The sequence below is a fragment of the Paracoccus sp. SCSIO 75233 genome (genome assembly GCF_027912675.1).
Lineage (GTDB): Bacteria > Pseudomonadota > Alphaproteobacteria > Rhodobacterales > Rhodobacteraceae > Paracoccus.
On record NZ_CP115757.1, the window covers coordinates 1,501,065 to 1,516,394 of the forward strand.

The window sequence follows — 15,330 nt, forward strand, 5'->3', positions numbered from 1 at the left end:
GCAGCCCCTACCCCCAGATCGCAGGAAGCACCACATCGCGGGTCAGCGGCGCCAGATCATCCGGCATGTCGCCGGACGGGCTGAGCCAGCGGATTTCCTCGATCTCCGCCTGCGCGCTCAGATCGGCCGATGTCTCCAGCAGGTAGAGTTCCGCGATAACGGTATCGCCGGTCTCATTCGCCGCAGGTGCCTCGAACCGGCCGATATAGGCGGCGTTGCCGTCGGAGGGGGCCAGCCCCAGCTCTTCCGCAAGCTCACGGTACAGCGCGACCAGCGGTGCCTCGCCGCTGTCGATCTTCCCGCCCGGCTGCATGAAGGCCGAGGTGCCGCGCTTGCGCACCAGCAAGGTGGCACCATCTGCCCGCATCAGCGCGGCTGCTGCAATATGGACATCCATTTTCTGCAATCCCGCCCCTGCGATGCCTCCATAAAGCCAGAAATCACAATCCACGGCAATCACCGTGACATTAACCGGGATATATGGATGCGGAACGCGGCAGGATTACCACAATAAAGTTGCAAATAATTTACCATTATGCCTTAGATCGTCCATGAAATGATGCTGTTTTTCTGATTGGCCTGTTTTCAACCCGGCAATTTCCGCCGCCCGCACTGCTAAGAGCCGAGAGGACGCATGCGCAGCGAACTGCCACCCGATCATATCCTCATCCTGTTCACCCTGTTTATCGCCTGTCAGGCGGAAATAGGCGCGTGGAGTCAGCAACTCGCCAGCACCCGGACCCGCAGCACCCGCTATCTTTCCGCCTTCGCCAGCACCTGCGCATTTCTTCTGACATTGGCGGCATTGCTGTTCTGGATTGCAATCATGGTCGGCAGCGATTGGCGTGTGGAACTGGTGACCGGGGTGATCGCCATTGTCTTTTCGGTCTTCTACGAATTCGTCATTCGCACAGCCCTGTTCTTCGCCCGAAACCTGCTGACATTCTGGTTTGCATTGCTCGCAGTACCCATTGCGGCGCTGCTTGGTTGGGAAATCTGGACCTATTATTTCAAACCGGCAGAGATTTTCTGAACTCAACCGATCCCGCCCGATCCGAATTCAGCGCAGCCCCCGGTTTCCGCGCGCCACCAGCCGGACCCGGTCACGCAAGGCGCGTTGCCCGCAAGACCTCGCCTTGCGCAAAAGCCTGCCACGCGGCACGGTGATGCTTCCCCCCGCCCGGCTTTCATGCAAATATGGCCGATAACGGTCCACAGAAGACCACCACCGGGGCAGCCCATGTCGCAACGCCTGTCGCTTTCGGCGATCATCATCGTTCTGCTGGCCGTGCTGGCCAGTCTCTATTTCGCCTTTGCGGCCGTTCAGGGCCCTTCCGGGCTGATGCGCCGTGTCCAGCTTGAGGCGGAGACCGAGACATTGCGGGCCGAGCGCGACGAGCTGCAGGCCGAGGTGGACCGGATGAAAAACCTGACGCACCGGCTGTCCGACGACTACCTCGATCTCGACCTGCTGGACGAGCGCGCGCGCGAGGTGCTGGGCCTGATCCGCCCGGACGAAGTCATCATCCGCTGAGAATTTGCGGTAACATAGCCGATTGCAGCCCCCGCAGCGATGCGTTACGGATAGTTTAACGCTGAACTATTCCCGTCAGCTTGCAGGAGGTAACCGGTATGGTCAGGAAACCCGCAGCCAACAAAGCGACAACCAGCAGCAGCACACGCGCGCGCAGCACAACGCCCAGACGGGCGAAGCCGAATGTGTCGAAGGACGAGCTGCTGAAATATTACAAGGATATGCTTCTTATCCGCCGATTCGAGGAAAAGGCAGGCCAGCTTTACGGCATGGGCCTGATCGGCGGCTTCTGCCACCTTTATATCGGTCAGGAAGCCGTCGTCGTCGGCCTCGAAGCCGCGGCGGAGGAAGGCGACAAGCGCATCACCTCCTACCGCGACCACGGCCATATGCTCGCCTGCGGCATGAGCCCGGACGGCGTCATGGCCGAACTGACCGGGCGTGAGGGCGGCTTGTCCAAGGGCAAGGGCGGCTCCATGCATATGTTCTCCAAGGAGAAGCATTTCTACGGCGGCCACGGCATTGTAGCGGCACAGGTGCCGCTTGGTGCGGGCCTCGCCTTCGCGGATAAATATCTGGAAAACGGCCGCGTCACCTTCACCTATTTCGGCGACGGTGCCGCCAACCAGGGCCAGGTCTATGAAACCTACAACATGGCCGAGCTTTGGGACCTGCCGGTGATCTTCGTGATCGAGAACAACCAGTACGCCATGGGCACCTCGGTCAAGCGTTCGACCAAATCGACCACGCTTTTCGGTCGGGGCGAGGCATTCGGCATCCCCGGCGAACAGGTCGACGGCATGGATGTGCTGGCGGTCAAGGAAGCCGGTGAGAAAGCCGTCGCCCACTGCCGCGCGGGCAAGGGGCCCTATATCCTCGAAATCATGACCTATCGCTATCGCGGTCACTCCATGTCCGACCCGGCGAAATACCGCTCCCGCGAGGAGGTGCAGAAGATGCGCGAGGAACGCGACCCGATCGAGGGCATCCGCGCCATGCTGCTGCAAGGCAAGCACGCGACGGAGGACGATCTGAAATCCATCGACAAGGACATCAAGGAGATCGTCAACAAGGCAGCGGAATTCTCGCGCGAAAGCCCGGAGCCACCGCTTGAGGAACTCTGGACCGATATTTACGCCGAAGTGGCACCCCAGGAAGAAGCGTAAGGGAGGCAATAAGAATGGCTACCGAAATCCTCATGCCCGCCCTGTCCCCGACCATGGAAGAAGGGACGCTGGCCAAATGGCTGAAAAAAGAAGGCGACACCGTCTCCGCCGGTGACATCATCGCCGAGATTGAAACCGATAAGGCGACGATGGAATTCGAAGCCGTGGATGAAGGCATCCTCGGCAAGATCCTGATCGAAGAAGGCAGCGAAGGCGTCAAGGTCAACACCCCGATTGCCGTGCTGGTCGAAGAAGGCGAAAGCGCCGACGACATCCAGACCGCCGCCCCTGCCGCCAGCGCCGAACCCGCAGCGGCAGAGGCAGCACCCGCCGAAGCCACCTCCGCCGTCGCAGAGGTGAAGACACCCGAACCTGACCGCTCGCCCGACTGGCCGGAAGGCACGGCGATGAAACAGATGACCGTGCGCGAGGCACTTCGCGAGGCCATGGCCGAAGAAATGCGCCGCGACGACACCGTGTTCCTGATGGGCGAGGAAGTCGGCGAATATCAGGGCGCGTACAAGATCTCGCAGGGCCTGTTGGACGAGTTCGGGCCCAAACGCGTCGTTGACACCCCGATCTCGGAACATGGTTTCACCGGCATAGGCGTCGGCGCGGCCTTTGGTGGCCTGCGCCCGATTGTCGAGTTCATGACTTTCAACTTCGCCATGCAGGCGATGGACCAGATCATCAACTCGGCGGCCAAGACGCTCTACATGTCCGGCGGCCAGATGGGGGCACCGATGGTGTTCCGCGGCCCGAACGGTGCCGCCGCCCGCGTGGCGGCCCAGCACAGCCAGGATTACGCGGCATGGTTCTCCGCCATCCCCGGCCTCAAGGTGGTGATGCCCTACAGCGCCGCCGACGCCAAGGGTCTGCTGAAAACCGCCATCCGCGACCCGAACCCGGTGATCTTCCTGGAAAACGAAATCCTCTATGGCCGGACCTTCGACGTGCCGGATCTGGAAGATTTCACCATCCCCTTCGGCAAGGCCCGCGTGGCCCGCTCCGGCTCGGACGTGACGATTGTCAGCTTCGGCATCGGCATGTCCCACGCGCTTGAGGCGGCGGAAACGCTGTCCGGCGACGGAATCGAGGCGGAGGTGATCGACCTGCGCACCCTGCGCCCCATCGATTACGGCACGATCATCGAATCGGTCAAGAAGACCAACCGCATGATCACCGTCGAGGAAGGCTTCCCTGTCGGCTCCATCGGCAATCACCTGTCGGCCTATGTGATGGAACACGCCTTCGACTATCTCGACGCGCCGGTCATCAACTGCACCGGCAAGGACGTGCCGATGCCCTATGCCGCGAACCTCGAAAAACACGCGCTGATCACCCCGGCGGAAGTGGCCGAGGCCGTGAAAAAAGTGACCTACAAGTAAGGAGCAAGCGAGATGCCCACAGAAATCCTGATGCCCGCGCTTTCTCCGACGATGGAGGAAGGCACGCTGGCCAAATGGCTGGTCAAGGAAGGCGACACCGTGTCCTCCGGCGACATCATCGCCGAGATCGAGACGGACAAGGCCACGATGGAGTTCGAGGCCGTCGACGAAGGCACGGTCGGCAAGATCCTGATCGCGGAAGGCAGTGAAGGCGTGAAGGTCAACACCCCGATCGCCGTGCTGCTGGAAGAGGGCGAAAGCGCCGACGACATCGGCACCGCCTCCGCCAGCCCGGCCCCGCAGGCGGCGAAAGATGAACCGAAGGCCGAAGCCCCGAAAGCCGACACCGCCCCGGCAAAGGCCCCGCCTGCGCCAAAATCCGGCGATGGCGGCCGCGTCTTCGCCTCCCCCCTCGCCCGGCGCATCGCGGCGGATAAGGGGCTGGACCTCAGCCAGATCAAGGGCTCCGGTCCCAATGGCCGCATCGTCAAGGCAGATGTGGAAGATGCCAGGCCCGGCGCGAAACCCGCAGCCCAGGCCGCTGCACCGCAAGCCGCCCCGGCTGCCGCCGCCGCCCCTGCCGGTCCTTCGGCAGATGCCATCCTCAAGATGTATGCGGATCGCGAGACCGAAGAAATCAAGCTCGACGGGATGCGCCGCACCATCGCCGCGCGTCTGGGCGAGGCCAAGCAGACCATCCCGCATTTCTATCTGCGCCGCTCGGCGAAGCTGGACGAGCTGATGAAGTTCCGCGCCACGCTGAACAAGCAGCTTGAGGAACGCGGCATCAAGCTGTCGGTCAACGACTTCATCATCAAGGCCTGCGCGCTTGCCCTGCAAGAGGTGCCGGACGCCAACGCCGTCTGGGCCAGCGACCGCATCCTGAAGCTGAAACCGTCCGACGTCGCCGTCGCCGTCGCCGTCGAGGGCGGTCTGTTTACCCCGGTCCTGAAAGACGCGCAGCAGAAAACCCTGTCGGCGCTCTCAGCGGAGATGAAGGATCTGGCAAACCGCGCCAAGAACAAGAAGCTCGCCCCGCATGAATATCAGGGTGGCAGCTTCGCGATCTCCAATCTCGGCATGTTCGGGATCGAGAATTTCGACGCCGTCATCAACCCACCCCACGGCGCCATCCTCGCCGTCGGCGCGGGCATCAAGACCCCGGTGGCCGAGGGCGACGAGGTCGTCATCCGCAACGTCATGTCCATGACCCTCTCGGTCGATCACCGCGTCATCGACGGTGCTCTGGGCGCACAATTGCTGGAAGCTATTGTGCGACATCTGGAAAACCCGATGGGGATGCTGGCGTAAGCCGGTCTGGGACACAAAACACGAAAAGGGGCCGCGCGGCCCCTTTTTAATTTGCAAATCCGCCAAAGCGACAATTCATCAAATTATTTCCGGAAATTCGATCCGGTCTCCAAACCAATCATCGCCATAACCCCGACATATTTCCGGCAAAACGACATCCCGCCGATAATCGGTCCCTGCAAGCCCAAACGCGCAATCACTCGATCCAGCGAACCAGACCGCCTCGCAGCCACATCACGCCCGTTGCGTCCACAGCATCCGCACATCCGGCGTCTTTTCCTCATTGCCTGCGCCATCGGTCAACTCGACCTCCGCAAACCCATGCGCCGCATAGAAATGCCGGGCCATCTGGTTGTCCTGAAAGACCCAAAGCTGCAGCCGGGCCACACCGTCTTTCGCCCGCGCCAGCAATCGCGAGCCGACACCGCGCCGCCAATCCCCCGGATCAACATAAAGATGGTTCAGCCATTCGCCTGATACTGCCGCAAACCCTATGATCCGATCTTCATCGGCAGCAACCCAGACCGCCTGCTCCGCCAGCACCCGCGTCTGAAAGAACCGCAGATCCTCCGCCGCGCTGTGCAGAACCGGTAGCCACGGCATTGCCGCCCGGCGAGCGGCCCGATGTATCCGCGCGATCTCCCCGGCATCGGCAAGCGCGGCTTTCCTAACCCTCATGCAACCAGCCCCGGCATCGCCCGCATTTCACCACGCATGCCCCTCACCTTGGCCCAAATATCCAAATCGGCCCGGCAACCCGCGCAGCAGATCAGAAATGCGCCTTCGGCTCATCCGGCTTCCCGGCGGCAAGGGCCAGCAGACCGCCGGTAATGCAGAACCCAATGGGAAACACGGTAAACACGCCAAAGCCAAAGGCGTAATACATCAGCCCGCCCGCGATCAGCATCAGGATCCCGCCCCAAAGCGCGCGGGCCGTGGCCATCGCCCCGCCGGCAATCGCCATCAGCGGCGCAAGGATACTCGCCACCCGGATCAGATCGGCATTGTCCATGGAACCAAAGGTTTCGGCAAAGGCGGCACTGCGCGTCGACAGCTCGATAAACCCGTAGCTGAAGAACCCGACCAACATGGCGAACAACCCGCCAATCACCCCCAGCATCATCGCCGCAGCACGCATGCGTTCCGACCTTTCCCCGGCCAGCGCGATACTGCGCGGCCTTCGCTTCAGAGATGGCCTGCAAATGCGCCCGATTCAACCACTTGCCACCAGCCAATGCCGAAGCTGTGTACGTTCTGTGTACAGGCGGTGTACGGCCTGTGTACGCGCTGTGCAGCCCAAATCCGGGCCTAGATCATCATCTCTTTCGTCGCGGTCAGTTGCAGATCGGGATGGTCCCGCTCTACCCGGTCGATGTCCCATTGCAGCCGCGTCAGATAGACCAGATCGCCGTCATGATCCGTCGCCATATGCTGCTTATTGCTGTTCGCGAAAGCCTCCACCTTGTCTTTCGGCCCGGCCAGCCAACGCGCGGAGGTGAACTGAGAGGATTCAAAACGCACCGGAATCCCGTATTCCAGCTCGATCCGGCTGGCGAGGACTTCGAACTGCAAGGCCCCCACGACGCCCACAATAAAGCCGGAGCCGATCTGTGGTTTGAACACCTTCGCGGCCCCCTCTTCCGCGAACTGCATCAGGGCTTTTTCCAGATGCTTTGCCTTCATCGGATCGGTGGCGCGGACCGATTGCAGAAGCTCCGGGGCGAAGGACGGAATCCCGGTGAATTTAAGGCTTTCCCCTTCGGTCAGCGCATCCCCGATCCGCAGTTGGCCGTGGTTCGGAATGCCGATAATATCGCCCGCCCAGGCCTCCTCCGCCAGTTCCCGGTCGGCGGCCAGAAACAGCACCGGATTGCTGACCGCCATCGGCTTTTTCGACCGCACATGCAGCAGCTTCATGCCCCGCTCAAAATGGCCGGAGGCGAGGCGCACGAACGCCACCCGGTCGCGGTGCTTCGGATCCATATTCGCCTGCACCTTGAAGACGAAGCCCGAGACCTTCTTTTCTTCCGGAGCGATCTCACGCTCGGCGGCATTCTGCGGCTGCGGCTCCGGCCCGAAATCTCCGATCCCGTCCATCAGTTCACGCACCCCGAAACTGTTGATCGCGCTGCCGAACCAGATCGGCGTCAGATGCCCCTCAAGGAAGGATTTCCGGTCGAACGCAGGCAATAATTCCCGCGCCATCTCGATCTCTTCCCGCAGCGTTTCCAACTGCCCTTCCGGCACATATTCAGCCAGTTTCGGATCGTCGATGCCGGAGATTTTCACCGTCTCCGCCACCTTGTTCCGGTCGGCGCGGTCCATGATTTCCAGCCGGTCATGCAGCAGGTCATAGGCGCCAATGAACTCCCGCCCCATGCCGATCGGCCAGCTTGCCGGAGCGACGTCAATGGCGAGGTTTTCCTGGATTTCGTCGATGATCTCGAAAGTATCGCGGCTTTCGCGGTCCATCTTGTTGCAGAAGGTCAGGATCGGCAGATCGCGCAGCCGGCAGACCTCGAACAGCTTGCGGGTCTGGCTTTCGACGCCCTTGGCGCCATCGATCACCATGATCGCTGCGTCGACCGCTGTCAGCGTGCGGTAAGTGTCTTCCGAGAAATCGGAGTGGCCGGGCGTATCGACCAGATTATAGCGGAAATCGCGGTATTCGAAGGACATGGCGGAGGCCGAGACCGAGATACCCCGATCCTGCTCCATCTTCATGAAGTCCGACCGGGTCCGCCGTGCCTCACCCTTGGCGCGCACCTGACCGGCCATCTGGATCGCGCCGCCAAACAGCAGGAATTTCTCGGTCAGCGTCGTCTTCCCGGCATCCGGGTGGCTGATGATCGCGAATGTGCGGCGGCGCGCAATCTCGGGCGGCAATTCGGGGCGGTTGCTGGTCATGGTGGCGTCCTTTCCTGAGCGCGTCATCTAGCTTGACCGAAGGCCGCCCGCAAATCGAAAAGGGCGCAGCGCGCGCCCCTTTCCCGCCATTTCCCGGCAGATCAGCCCAGATAGGAGGCGACGAACCAGGTATCCTTGTCGACCGCATTCGACGCTGCGGTCAGGATATCGGCGGTATTCGGATCGCCCGCCTCATCGGTGGTATCAATCGCCTCACGCATCTTGCCGCCATATTCGCGCAGCATATCGGCAATTGCCTTCGCGTGGTCATCGACCGAAACGAGATCGGTCGGATAGGCCTTCAGCGAGGTCGCCTTGGCCACGTCCTGAAGCGTGCTGATCGCGGTCCCGTCCAACTGCTGCACCCGCTCCGCCATTTCATCGACGCCGTCATCGATATGCGCCTTGACGGTATCAAGCAGCTCGTGAAAGCCGATAAAACCCGGCCCTTTCACATTCCAATGCGCCTGTTTCAGCGCGCGGCTGACCGCGATTCCATCCGCGACGCGGGCATTGAGCAACTCGATGGAAGTTTTGCGCGCGTTGTCGGTGAGGTTTTTCAGATTGACCGCCATGATACATCCTTAATGTTAACCAAAATCACGAATATTCCCGACGCGGCAACCTTCCGACTGCGGGAAAGTTCCGCAGCCCGGTGCGTATGCCGGAAAACACTGGCAATATGGGAGGTGGTTTCACAACGGCAAGGATAAAAAAATCCTATAAAAACCGAAGATTTTAAATTTTTGACGGAACGGAACCGCAGCCTGATCCGTTGACTTAACCAAAAGCAGAAATCAATCTGAACCACAGACAATTGAGGTATATGATGAGCGAAAATACTTTAACCCGTATGGACCTGGCCGAAGCCGTGTTCCGTGAAGTCGGATTGTCGCGCCATGAATCCGGCCAGCTTGTCGAGACCGTACTGACCCATATTTCGGACGCTCTGGTACGCGGTGAACAAGTCAAGATTTCCTCTTTCGGGACGTTTTCTGTCCGCGACAAGAACGAACGTATCGGACGCAACCCGAAAACCGGCGAAGAAGTTCCGATCACACCTCGGCGCGTGCTGAGCTTCCGGCCTTCGCATCTGATGAAGGATCGTGTCGCAGTCGGGAATAAAGAGTGACATGAAAAAAGCGGCGCAAGCATTCCGGTCTATTGGCGAGGTCTCGCAACTGGTCGGGGTTGCACCTCATGTGCTGCGATATTGGGAAACCCAGTTTCCGCTGTTTTCCCCGGTGAAACGCCGCGACGGCAGGCGATATTACCGCCCGGACGATTTGCGCATCGCAGCAGGGCTTTGCGAGCTTCTGCGCGAGGATGGCATGTCGATACGCGGTGCCAAGAAGCAGATGTCGTCCGATCGCGGGGCGTCGCTGAAGATACGCGGCGCGGCACGGTTGGGCGGGGAGTTCGCGCTTGACGCCGACACCACTGCACCGGCGCAGAAGATGAACGGGGTCGCGAACGGAAAACTGGCGGGAAATGGCGCAGTTCACGAAGGCGACTTGAAACAGGCATCTGCCGCGTCTAAATTGAATGGCGAAAAATCGGTAAAAAAATCAAAGGCAAAGCCCAAAAACATGCAGGACACGCTGCCCCTGTTCCCGGATATGCACGAAGACCCTCAGCCCGCATCAGAACCGGCTTCGGTCAGCGCAGAGCTACAATCGCCCGCCGAGCCGGAACGGACGGCTGCGAAGGTCAACGGCACCGCAACCCCGCTTGCCGACACCACAAGCGGCAGCGTCTGGCTTGGACGGTTGAACAGCATTTGCATTGATCTGCGCGATACGCCTTCCCTTCCCGCGGTTGAGGCGCAGGCGGTTCTCGCCCGCATGAAAGAGGTTCGCGCCTCGCTTCGCGCCTGACATCCGGCGTGGTTTCTGCGGAAGCGGTTTTTTCTGTTTCAGCCTCTTGTGTCCGGGTCGCGCTTCGCCCTATATGGCCTGCGTCGGGCTGTGGCGCAGCCTGGTTAGCGCGTCCGTCTGGGGGACGGAAGGTCGTGAGTTCGAATCTCGCCAGCCCGACCAATACCGAAACGCCCATCCCATCCGGGGTGGGTGTTCGCCTATCCGGGGGGTGATATGAACGGCGTTCTTCCTGACAGCGACCTGCGCGGATTGATCGCTGACGGCGCGATTTCGGCTTCTGCCCCCATCATCGACGCGCAGATCCAGCCGGCCAGCCTCGATCTTCGTCTCGGGCATGCGGCATGGCGGTTGCGCGCGTCATTCCTGCCCGGCAAGGGGCAGCGGGTCGAGGATCGGCTGGCCGATTTCGAAATGCACCGGATGGATATTTCCGGCGGCGCGGTGCTGGAGAAAGGCTGCGTCTATCTGGTCCCGCTGGCGGAGCGTCTGCGCCTGCCGAAAGGGCTATCTGCCGTGGCGAATGCGAAATCATCGACCGGACGTCTGGACCTGCTGACACGGCTCATCACCGATGACGGGACGGAGTTCGACCGGCTGCCGGATGGCTATGACGGGCCGCTTTATGCGGAAATCTGTCCCCGCAGTTTCTCGGTTCTGGTCCGGCCCGGCATGCGGCTGAACCAGCTCAGGCTGCGGCGCGGTCATGCGGTTCTCAGCGACGACGCCTTGCGGTCCCTGCACGCGGAGACGCCGCTGGTCGGCGGTACGGCGCTGATCGATCAGGGGCTCGGCTTCTCCGTCGATCTGCGCCCCGAAGGGGGCGATCTGGTCGGTTATCGCGCAAAGCCGCATAGCGGGGTGATCGATCTCGACCGGATCGGGGCTTATGATCCGCGAGAATTCTGGGATTCGCTGCACAGCACGGATGGGCGGCTGATCCTCGATCCCGGCGCGTTCTATATTCTGGTCAGCCGCGAATCCGTGGCAATTCCGGCGGGTTATGCGGCTGAAATGGCACCGTATCTTGCGATGGTCGGGGAGTTCCGGGTGCATTATGCCGGTTTTTTCGATCCGGGTTTCGGCATCGGCGCGTCAGGTGCGGGCGCGCGCGGCGTGCTGGAGGTGCGCTGCCATGAAGCGCCGTTTGCGCTTGAGCATGGGCAGGTGGTCGGCAGGCTGGTTTACGAGAAAATGTCATCCCCGCCGAAACGGCTTTACGGGCAGGACATCGCCTCGAATTATCAGGGACAGGGGCTGAAACTGGCCAAGCAGTTCAGCGCATCCGCCGGGTGACCCGCATGGCCTTGCGGGTATTCTTGGCCATCTGACGGGCATCCTGGCTGGTCTTGGCCGCCTGCTGGCGTTCTTCCGGCGTCATGTCAGCCTCGCGCTTGCCACGTCGCGACAGCAACTCGATCCCTTTGCTGATTCCCGCGTCGGTTGCGCGGAAGGTAATCCGGCGAATGACCATACTGATAATTCGGTCAATATTCATGGGCTATTCCTCTTCTCCGAACAGATCTCCGGGGCGGATACCATCCGAAATATCGTCTTCCTCGTCCGAATTTGCAACCGGAGAGGGAAATTCTCCCGGCGGACGACTGTCGAGAAGCCCTGCCGCGCGCAGTTCCGACAGACCCGGCAGGTCGCGCGCGGTTTCCAGACCGAAATGATCGAGGAATTCTTCGGTCACGACGAATGTCACCGGCCGGCCCGGCGTCATCCGCCGCCGCCCGATCTTCACCCAGCCCTGTTCGATCAGCTGATCGAGCGTCCCGCGGGAGGTGGTCACGCCCCGGATTTCTTCAATCTCGGCGCGGGTGACCGGCTGGTGATAGGCGATGATGGCCAGCGTTTCGGTCGCAGCGCGCGACAGGCGGCGCGTCTCCACGGTTTCGGTCTGCATCAGGAAGGACAGATCCGGCGCGGTGCGGAAGGCGAAAGCGTCACCGACCCGCGTCAGTTCCACACCCCGCCCCTCATAGCGCTGGCGCAGCCGGGCCACGGCCTCCGCCGCGTCCGATCCCTGCGGCATCCGGTCGGCCAGATCACGCAAATTCAACGGCTGGGCAGAGGCGAACAGCATCGCCTCCACCATCCGCTCCTGCTCCTCAAGCGGCGGGGGGGAGAAATCGTCGCTCATTCGGTGTCGCTTCTCCGCCGGATGGCTATGGGGGCGAACATCTCCGCCTGACGGATTTCGAGCCTGCCTTCGCGCGCCAGTTCAAGCGTCGCGGCAAAGGTGGCAGCGGTCGCGGACCGGCCACGCTCTCCCGCACCCCAGCCCTCGGGCAGAAAATCCGCCAGCGAGGTCCAGTCGCCCGCAAAGCCGATCAGCCGCCGGACCCGGTCCAGCGCCTGTTCCATCGTGTAGACATCCTTGCGGTCGAAGGCGTAGGGGCGGAATTCGTCCTTGGTCTTGATCCGCGCATAGGCGCGCATCAGGTCGATCAGCCCGACATCATAGGTCACACTACGCTTGCGGGCAATCTGTTCGGGCATGCCGCGCACGAATCTCGTCTGGCCAAGCCGGTCGCGCCCCATCAGCCGCGCCGAGGCCTTGCGCATCGCATCCAGCCGCTCAAGCTGAAACGCCAGATGCGCCGCCAGTTCCTCGGCCGAGGGGCCCTCCTCCTCCGGGTCGGGGGGCAGCAACAGGCGGGATTTCAGGAAGGCCAGCCACGCCGCCATGACCAGATAATCCGCCGCCAGTTCGATCCGCAGCTTCCGAGCCTGCTCGACAAAGCCCAGATATTGCTCGGCCAGTTGCAGGATGGAGACCTGCATCAGATCGACCTTCTGCGTCCGCGCCAGCGTCAGCAGCAGGTCGAGCGGGCCTTCGTAACCATCGACATCGACGATCAGGGTTTCTTCACTGCGCCGCTGCTCGACCGACGCGAGAACCTCCGGCGCGAGGGGTTCCTGTCGGTGTCTGGGGCGCAAAGGGGTGACGTTGTCGGTCAAACGATGCCTCGGGATGCTCAGGACGGCAGAATCGGGGCTAGACCCTGCGGAGTCAAGCTTGCGGCCAGTCGACACGCCCGCCAGATGCGCGATATTCGGCCAGCAATTCTGCGGCAGCAACATCATCGGGGGCCGCGCGCTGGCGGAGCGCATCATCGCCACGGCGCTGCGCGACTGATGTCATCGCGCCTGCATTCGCCACGACCTCCTCCATCTCGCCCATATCGCCGTGGCAATGCAGGATCAGATCGCAACCCGCCGCAATCGCCGCCGCACTGCGTTCGCCAATGCTCCCGCTCAGCCCGTTCATCGAGATGTCGTCGGTCATCAGCAGCCCGTCAAAGCCGATCTCATCGCGGATGATCCCGATCATGCGGGCGGAGGCGGTCGCCGGGGCATCGTCCAGTTCCGTGAACCGGATATGCGCGCTCATCCCCAGGGGCAGATCGTTCAGGGCGCGGAACGGGGCGAAGTCGGTGTCCGCCAATTCGGCCAGCGGCGCGGCGACGGCGGGGGTCTCGAAATGGCTGTCGACGCGCGCCCGGCCATGACCCGGCATATGCTTCATCACCGGAAGCACCCCGGCTTGCAAAAGCCCCTCTGCCACGGCACGGCCATGCGAAACGACATCCGCGACATTCCGGCCAAGGCAGCGGTTTTGCAGAAATGGATGGGTTTCGTTGGAGGCAATATCAAGCGTCGGCGCACAATTGCTGTCGATGCCGACCGCGCGCAGTTCCTGCCCGATCAGCCGATAGCGCAGACGCAGCGCCGCCGATCCGTTTTCGGCATCCTCAAGCGGCGGTGTCCACTCGGCCCAATGCGGCGCGCGCATCCGCTGCACCCGCCCGCCCTCCTGATCGATTGTGATCACAGCGTCCCGTCCGACCGCATCGCGCAGATCGCCGGTCAGGCGGCGAATCTGGTCCGGGGTTTCGATATTCCGGGCAAACAGGATGAACCCCCAAGGATCGGCCGAGCGGAAGAAATCCCGCTCGGCCTTGGTGAGTTTGGTGCCCAAAAGCCCGAATATGGCAGCAGTCGTCATTGCGCGGTGGCGGGGTAGCAATCCGTGCCTTCCGCGATCAGCGCGGCGCAGAAGCGGCGGGCATCGTCGCGTGAATCGAAGCCCGCGACGCGGAGGCGATAGAAGGTCCGGCCGTTCCGTTCCGTCGTCTGGACAACCGGCGATTTGCCGGAGAACAGCGACGAGAAGCGGCCCGAAATCCGTCCCCATTCGCTGTTCGCGATAGAGCCGGAATCGAATGCGCCGATCTGCACCAGCGGCGCGCCGGAGGCGACCTGTGCCGGGGCGGGTTCGGGCGCTTCGGCCTCTGCCACAGCCTGCGGGGCTTCCTCGGGACGTGCGGCGGGGGCGGCCTCGGCGGTTTCGGTTGCGGCAACGGTTTCGGTCGCAGTTGCAGTTGCAGGCGCGGCCTGCGCACGCGCGGCGATGGCAGCCGGACGGCGTGCCGGGCGGGTCGCGGCAATTGCGGCAACCGGGGCGGCTTCAGCGGCAGGTTCGTCCATCATCTCCGCCGCCTGATCCTCGGCACCGACGATCCCGAGTTCGGACAGGGCAGCCGTATCCTCGCCAATGATCTCCGCCGCCAGCCCGGAGGCCGCGTCGGCATCGGACACCGCAACAATGGTCGATTCCGGCATCGGCGGCGCGACATCTTCAGCCATCGCATCAAGGGCAGCGGCATTGGCCAACTCACCCATCGGCATATCGTCATCTTCCAGCCCGGTCGGTGCCGGGGCGATGGCAATCTCGGCGTTCGGGGGCAGGTTCACACCCGCCGCAACCTCGTTCACCGAAAGCCCGCCATTCCGCGCAAGCTCTCCGCCCGGATCATCGGGCGCGGTCCGCGCCTCGCCGTCCAGCGCCTGAATGACCGGGACGCCGGAGACGTCGCGCGCCACCAGCTTGTAGCCCCAGGCCACCAGCCCGATCAGCAGCGCGACGGAAACCAGCGCGCCAATATAATGGGAAATCCGTCCCAACCGGACACCAAGGCTTTCAGGATAGTCATCGGCATAGGCATGATCTTCATCATCCCAGCCATATTCATCGTCGTAATCGTCCTGAGCCTGGTGCTGATAGGGGTATTCACGCGCCTGACGGGGCGCGAATTCCGCAAAACGGCGCGAGCCGAAATCGGTTACTGCCATACGAT

18 protein-coding genes and 1 tRNA gene are annotated in these 15,330 nt (G+C 62.2%); 9 read left to right on the forward strand and 10 right to left on the reverse strand.

Annotation, left to right across the window (positions count from 1 at the left end):
* Positions 1-7 precede the first annotated feature (7 nt).
* Positions 8-397: an NUDIX domain-containing protein gene (locus tag PAF12_RS07200; protein ID WP_271109488.1), complete on the reverse strand. Its 390-nt coding sequence runs from the start codon at positions 395-397 to the stop codon at positions 8-10.
* A gap of 237 nt (positions 398-634) precedes the next feature.
* Between PAF12_RS07200 and PAF12_RS07205 the strand changes: the two genes are divergently transcribed.
* The 5 genes from PAF12_RS07205 to PAF12_RS07225 all read left to right on the forward strand — a co-directional run bounded on the left by PAF12_RS07205 (position 635) and on the right by PAF12_RS07225 (position 5,399).
* Positions 635-1,033, forward strand: a complete 399-nt coding sequence (locus tag PAF12_RS07205) for a hypothetical protein (RefSeq protein ID WP_271109489.1) — start codon at positions 635-637, stop codon at positions 1,031-1,033.
* A 207-nt stretch (positions 1,034-1,240) separates the two neighbouring features.
* The gene (locus PAF12_RS07210) at positions 1,241-1,534 is read left to right on the forward strand and encodes a septum formation initiator family protein (RefSeq protein WP_271109490.1); all 294 of its coding nucleotides are present in this window, start codon (positions 1,241-1,243) and stop codon (positions 1,532-1,534) included.
* A 98-nt stretch (positions 1,535-1,632) separates the two neighbouring features.
* Positions 1,633-2,700 carry a pyruvate dehydrogenase (acetyl-transferring) E1 component subunit alpha gene (pdhA, locus tag PAF12_RS07215; RefSeq protein ID WP_271109491.1) on the forward strand — a complete coding sequence of 356 codons (1,068 nt, stop codon included), beginning with the start codon at positions 1,633-1,635 and terminating at the stop codon, positions 2,698-2,700.
* Between the two features lie 14 nt (positions 2,701-2,714).
* Entirely contained in the window at positions 2,715-4,088 is a 1,374-nt protein-coding gene (locus PAF12_RS07220) for a pyruvate dehydrogenase complex E1 component subunit beta (protein WP_271109492.1), read from the forward strand.
* A 12-nt stretch (positions 4,089-4,100) separates the two neighbouring features.
* Positions 4,101-5,399 (forward strand): pyruvate dehydrogenase complex dihydrolipoamide acetyltransferase, encoded by a 1,299-nt coding sequence (locus tag PAF12_RS07225; protein WP_271109493.1) that lies wholly within the window; start codon positions 4,101-4,103, stop codon positions 5,397-5,399.
* 234 nt (positions 5,400-5,633) lie between these two features.
* On the opposite strand, the gene PAF12_RS07230 is transcribed toward PAF12_RS07225, so the two are convergent.
* The 4 genes from PAF12_RS07230 to dps form a co-directional block, all read right to left on the reverse strand.
* Positions 5,634-6,077 carry a GNAT family N-acetyltransferase gene (locus tag PAF12_RS07230; RefSeq protein WP_271109494.1) on the reverse strand — a complete coding sequence of 148 codons (444 nt, stop codon included), beginning with the start codon at positions 6,075-6,077 and terminating at the stop codon, positions 5,634-5,636.
* A 91-nt stretch (positions 6,078-6,168) separates the two neighbouring features.
* On the reverse strand, positions 6,169-6,537 hold the full coding sequence (locus PAF12_RS07235; protein ID WP_271109495.1) for a hypothetical protein: 369 nt from the start codon (positions 6,535-6,537) through the stop codon (positions 6,169-6,171).
* 170 nt (positions 6,538-6,707) lie between these two features.
* Positions 6,708-8,306, reverse strand: coding sequence for a peptide chain release factor 3 (locus PAF12_RS07240; protein ID WP_271109496.1), 1,599 nt, complete (start codon positions 8,304-8,306; stop codon positions 6,708-6,710).
* Between the two features lie 101 nt (positions 8,307-8,407).
* Positions 8,408-8,881 carry a DNA starvation/stationary phase protection protein Dps gene (dps, locus tag PAF12_RS07245; protein WP_271109497.1) on the reverse strand — a complete coding sequence of 158 codons (474 nt, stop codon included), beginning with the start codon at positions 8,879-8,881 and terminating at the stop codon, positions 8,408-8,410.
* Positions 8,882-9,135: 254 nt separating this feature from the next.
* Here dps and ihfA point away from each other — a divergent pair, with 254 nt between their 5' ends.
* The 4 genes from ihfA (at position 9,136) to PAF12_RS07265 (ending at position 11,479) form a co-directional block, all read left to right on the forward strand.
* Positions 9,136-9,438 carry an integration host factor subunit alpha gene (gene ihfA / locus PAF12_RS07250; RefSeq protein ID WP_271109498.1) on the forward strand — a complete coding sequence of 101 codons (303 nt, stop codon included), beginning with the start codon at positions 9,136-9,138 and terminating at the stop codon, positions 9,436-9,438.
* A gap of 1 nt (position 9,439) precedes the next feature.
* Positions 9,440-10,183 (forward strand): MerR family transcriptional regulator, encoded by a 744-nt coding sequence (locus PAF12_RS07255; protein WP_271109499.1) that lies wholly within the window; start codon positions 9,440-9,442, stop codon positions 10,181-10,183.
* A gap of 84 nt (positions 10,184-10,267) precedes the next feature.
* Positions 10,268-10,345: transfer RNA gene (locus tag PAF12_RS07260), tRNA-Pro, on the forward strand.
* Between the two features lie 54 nt (positions 10,346-10,399).
* Entirely contained in the window at positions 10,400-11,479 is a 1,080-nt protein-coding gene (locus PAF12_RS07265) for a 2'-deoxycytidine 5'-triphosphate deaminase (protein ID WP_271109500.1), read from the forward strand.
* Here the strand turns inward: PAF12_RS07265 and PAF12_RS07270 are convergent.
* The 5 genes from PAF12_RS07270 to PAF12_RS07290 all read right to left on the reverse strand — a co-directional run bounded on the left by PAF12_RS07270 (position 11,460) and on the right by PAF12_RS07290 (position 15,325).
* On the reverse strand, positions 11,460-11,681 hold the full coding sequence (locus PAF12_RS07270) for a hypothetical protein (protein WP_271109501.1): 222 nt from the start codon (positions 11,679-11,681) through the stop codon (positions 11,460-11,462). The two genes, PAF12_RS07265 and PAF12_RS07270, sit on opposite strands and share 20 nt — an antisense overlap.
* A 3-nt stretch (positions 11,682-11,684) precedes the next feature.
* Entirely contained in the window at positions 11,685-12,329 is a 645-nt protein-coding gene (gene scpB, locus PAF12_RS07275) for an SMC-Scp complex subunit ScpB (protein WP_271109502.1), read from the reverse strand.
* Positions 12,326-13,051 carry a ScpA family protein gene (locus tag PAF12_RS07280; RefSeq protein WP_271109668.1) on the reverse strand — a complete coding sequence of 242 codons (726 nt, stop codon included), beginning with the start codon at positions 13,049-13,051 and terminating at the stop codon, positions 12,326-12,328. Before PAF12_RS07280 ends, scpB begins: the two co-directional genes overlap by 4 nt.
* A gap of 151 nt (positions 13,052-13,202) precedes the next feature.
* On the reverse strand, positions 13,203-14,198 hold the full coding sequence (locus PAF12_RS07285; RefSeq protein ID WP_271109503.1) for a glycoside hydrolase family 3 N-terminal domain-containing protein: 996 nt from the start codon (positions 14,196-14,198) through the stop codon (positions 13,203-13,205).
* Complete coding sequence (locus tag PAF12_RS07290; protein WP_271109504.1) at positions 14,195-15,325, reverse strand: SPOR domain-containing protein; 1,131 nt, start codon at positions 15,323-15,325, stop codon at positions 14,195-14,197. Before PAF12_RS07290 ends, PAF12_RS07285 begins: the two co-directional genes overlap by 4 nt.
* Between the last annotated feature and the right edge of the window lie 5 nt (positions 15,326-15,330).

Excerpts from the sequence above, each read along its gene's own strand:
- PAF12_RS07230 (WP_271109494.1), bottom strand. The coding sequence starts at position 6,077 with ATGAGGGTTAGGAAAGCCGCGCTTGCCGATGCCGGGGAGATCGCGCGG.
- PAF12_RS07200 (WP_271109488.1), bottom strand. The coding sequence starts at position 397 with ATGGATGTCCATATTGCAGCAGCCGCGCTGATGCGGGCAGATGGTGCC.
- PAF12_RS07220 (WP_271109492.1), top strand. The coding sequence starts at position 2,715 with ATGGCTACCGAAATCCTCATGCCCGCCCTGTCCCCGACCATGGAAGAA.
- PAF12_RS07270 (WP_271109501.1), bottom strand. The coding sequence starts at position 11,681 with ATGAATATTGACCGAATTATCAGTATGGTCATTCGCCGGATTACCTTC.
- PAF12_RS07210 (WP_271109490.1), top strand. The coding sequence starts at position 1,241 with ATGTCGCAACGCCTGTCGCTTTCGGCGATCATCATCGTTCTGCTGGCC.
- PAF12_RS07290 (WP_271109504.1), bottom strand. The coding sequence starts at position 15,325 with ATGGCAGTAACCGATTTCGGCTCGCGCCGTTTTGCGGAATTCGCGCCC.
- scpB (WP_271109502.1), bottom strand. The coding sequence starts at position 12,329 with ATGAGCGACGATTTCTCCCCCCCGCCGCTTGAGGAGCAGGAGCGGATG.
- PAF12_RS07240 (WP_271109496.1), bottom strand. The coding sequence starts at position 8,306 with ATGACCAGCAACCGCCCCGAATTGCCGCCCGAGATTGCGCGCCGCCGC.
- ihfA (WP_271109498.1), top strand. The coding sequence starts at position 9,136 with ATGAGCGAAAATACTTTAACCCGTATGGACCTGGCCGAAGCCGTGTTC.
- PAF12_RS07235 (WP_271109495.1), bottom strand. The coding sequence starts at position 6,537 with ATGCGTGCTGCGGCGATGATGCTGGGGGTGATTGGCGGGTTGTTCGCC.
- dps (WP_271109497.1), bottom strand. The coding sequence starts at position 8,881 with ATGGCGGTCAATCTGAAAAACCTCACCGACAACGCGCGCAAAACTTCC.
- PAF12_RS07265 (WP_271109500.1), top strand. The coding sequence starts at position 10,400 with ATGAACGGCGTTCTTCCTGACAGCGACCTGCGCGGATTGATCGCTGAC.
- PAF12_RS07205 (WP_271109489.1), top strand. The coding sequence starts at position 635 with ATGCGCAGCGAACTGCCACCCGATCATATCCTCATCCTGTTCACCCTG.
- PAF12_RS07225 (WP_271109493.1), top strand. The coding sequence starts at position 4,101 with ATGCCCACAGAAATCCTGATGCCCGCGCTTTCTCCGACGATGGAGGAA.
- pdhA (WP_271109491.1), top strand. The coding sequence starts at position 1,633 with ATGGTCAGGAAACCCGCAGCCAACAAAGCGACAACCAGCAGCAGCACA.
- PAF12_RS07285 (WP_271109503.1), bottom strand. The coding sequence starts at position 14,198 with ATGACGACTGCTGCCATATTCGGGCTTTTGGGCACCAAACTCACCAAG.
- PAF12_RS07255 (WP_271109499.1), top strand. The coding sequence starts at position 9,440 with ATGAAAAAAGCGGCGCAAGCATTCCGGTCTATTGGCGAGGTCTCGCAA.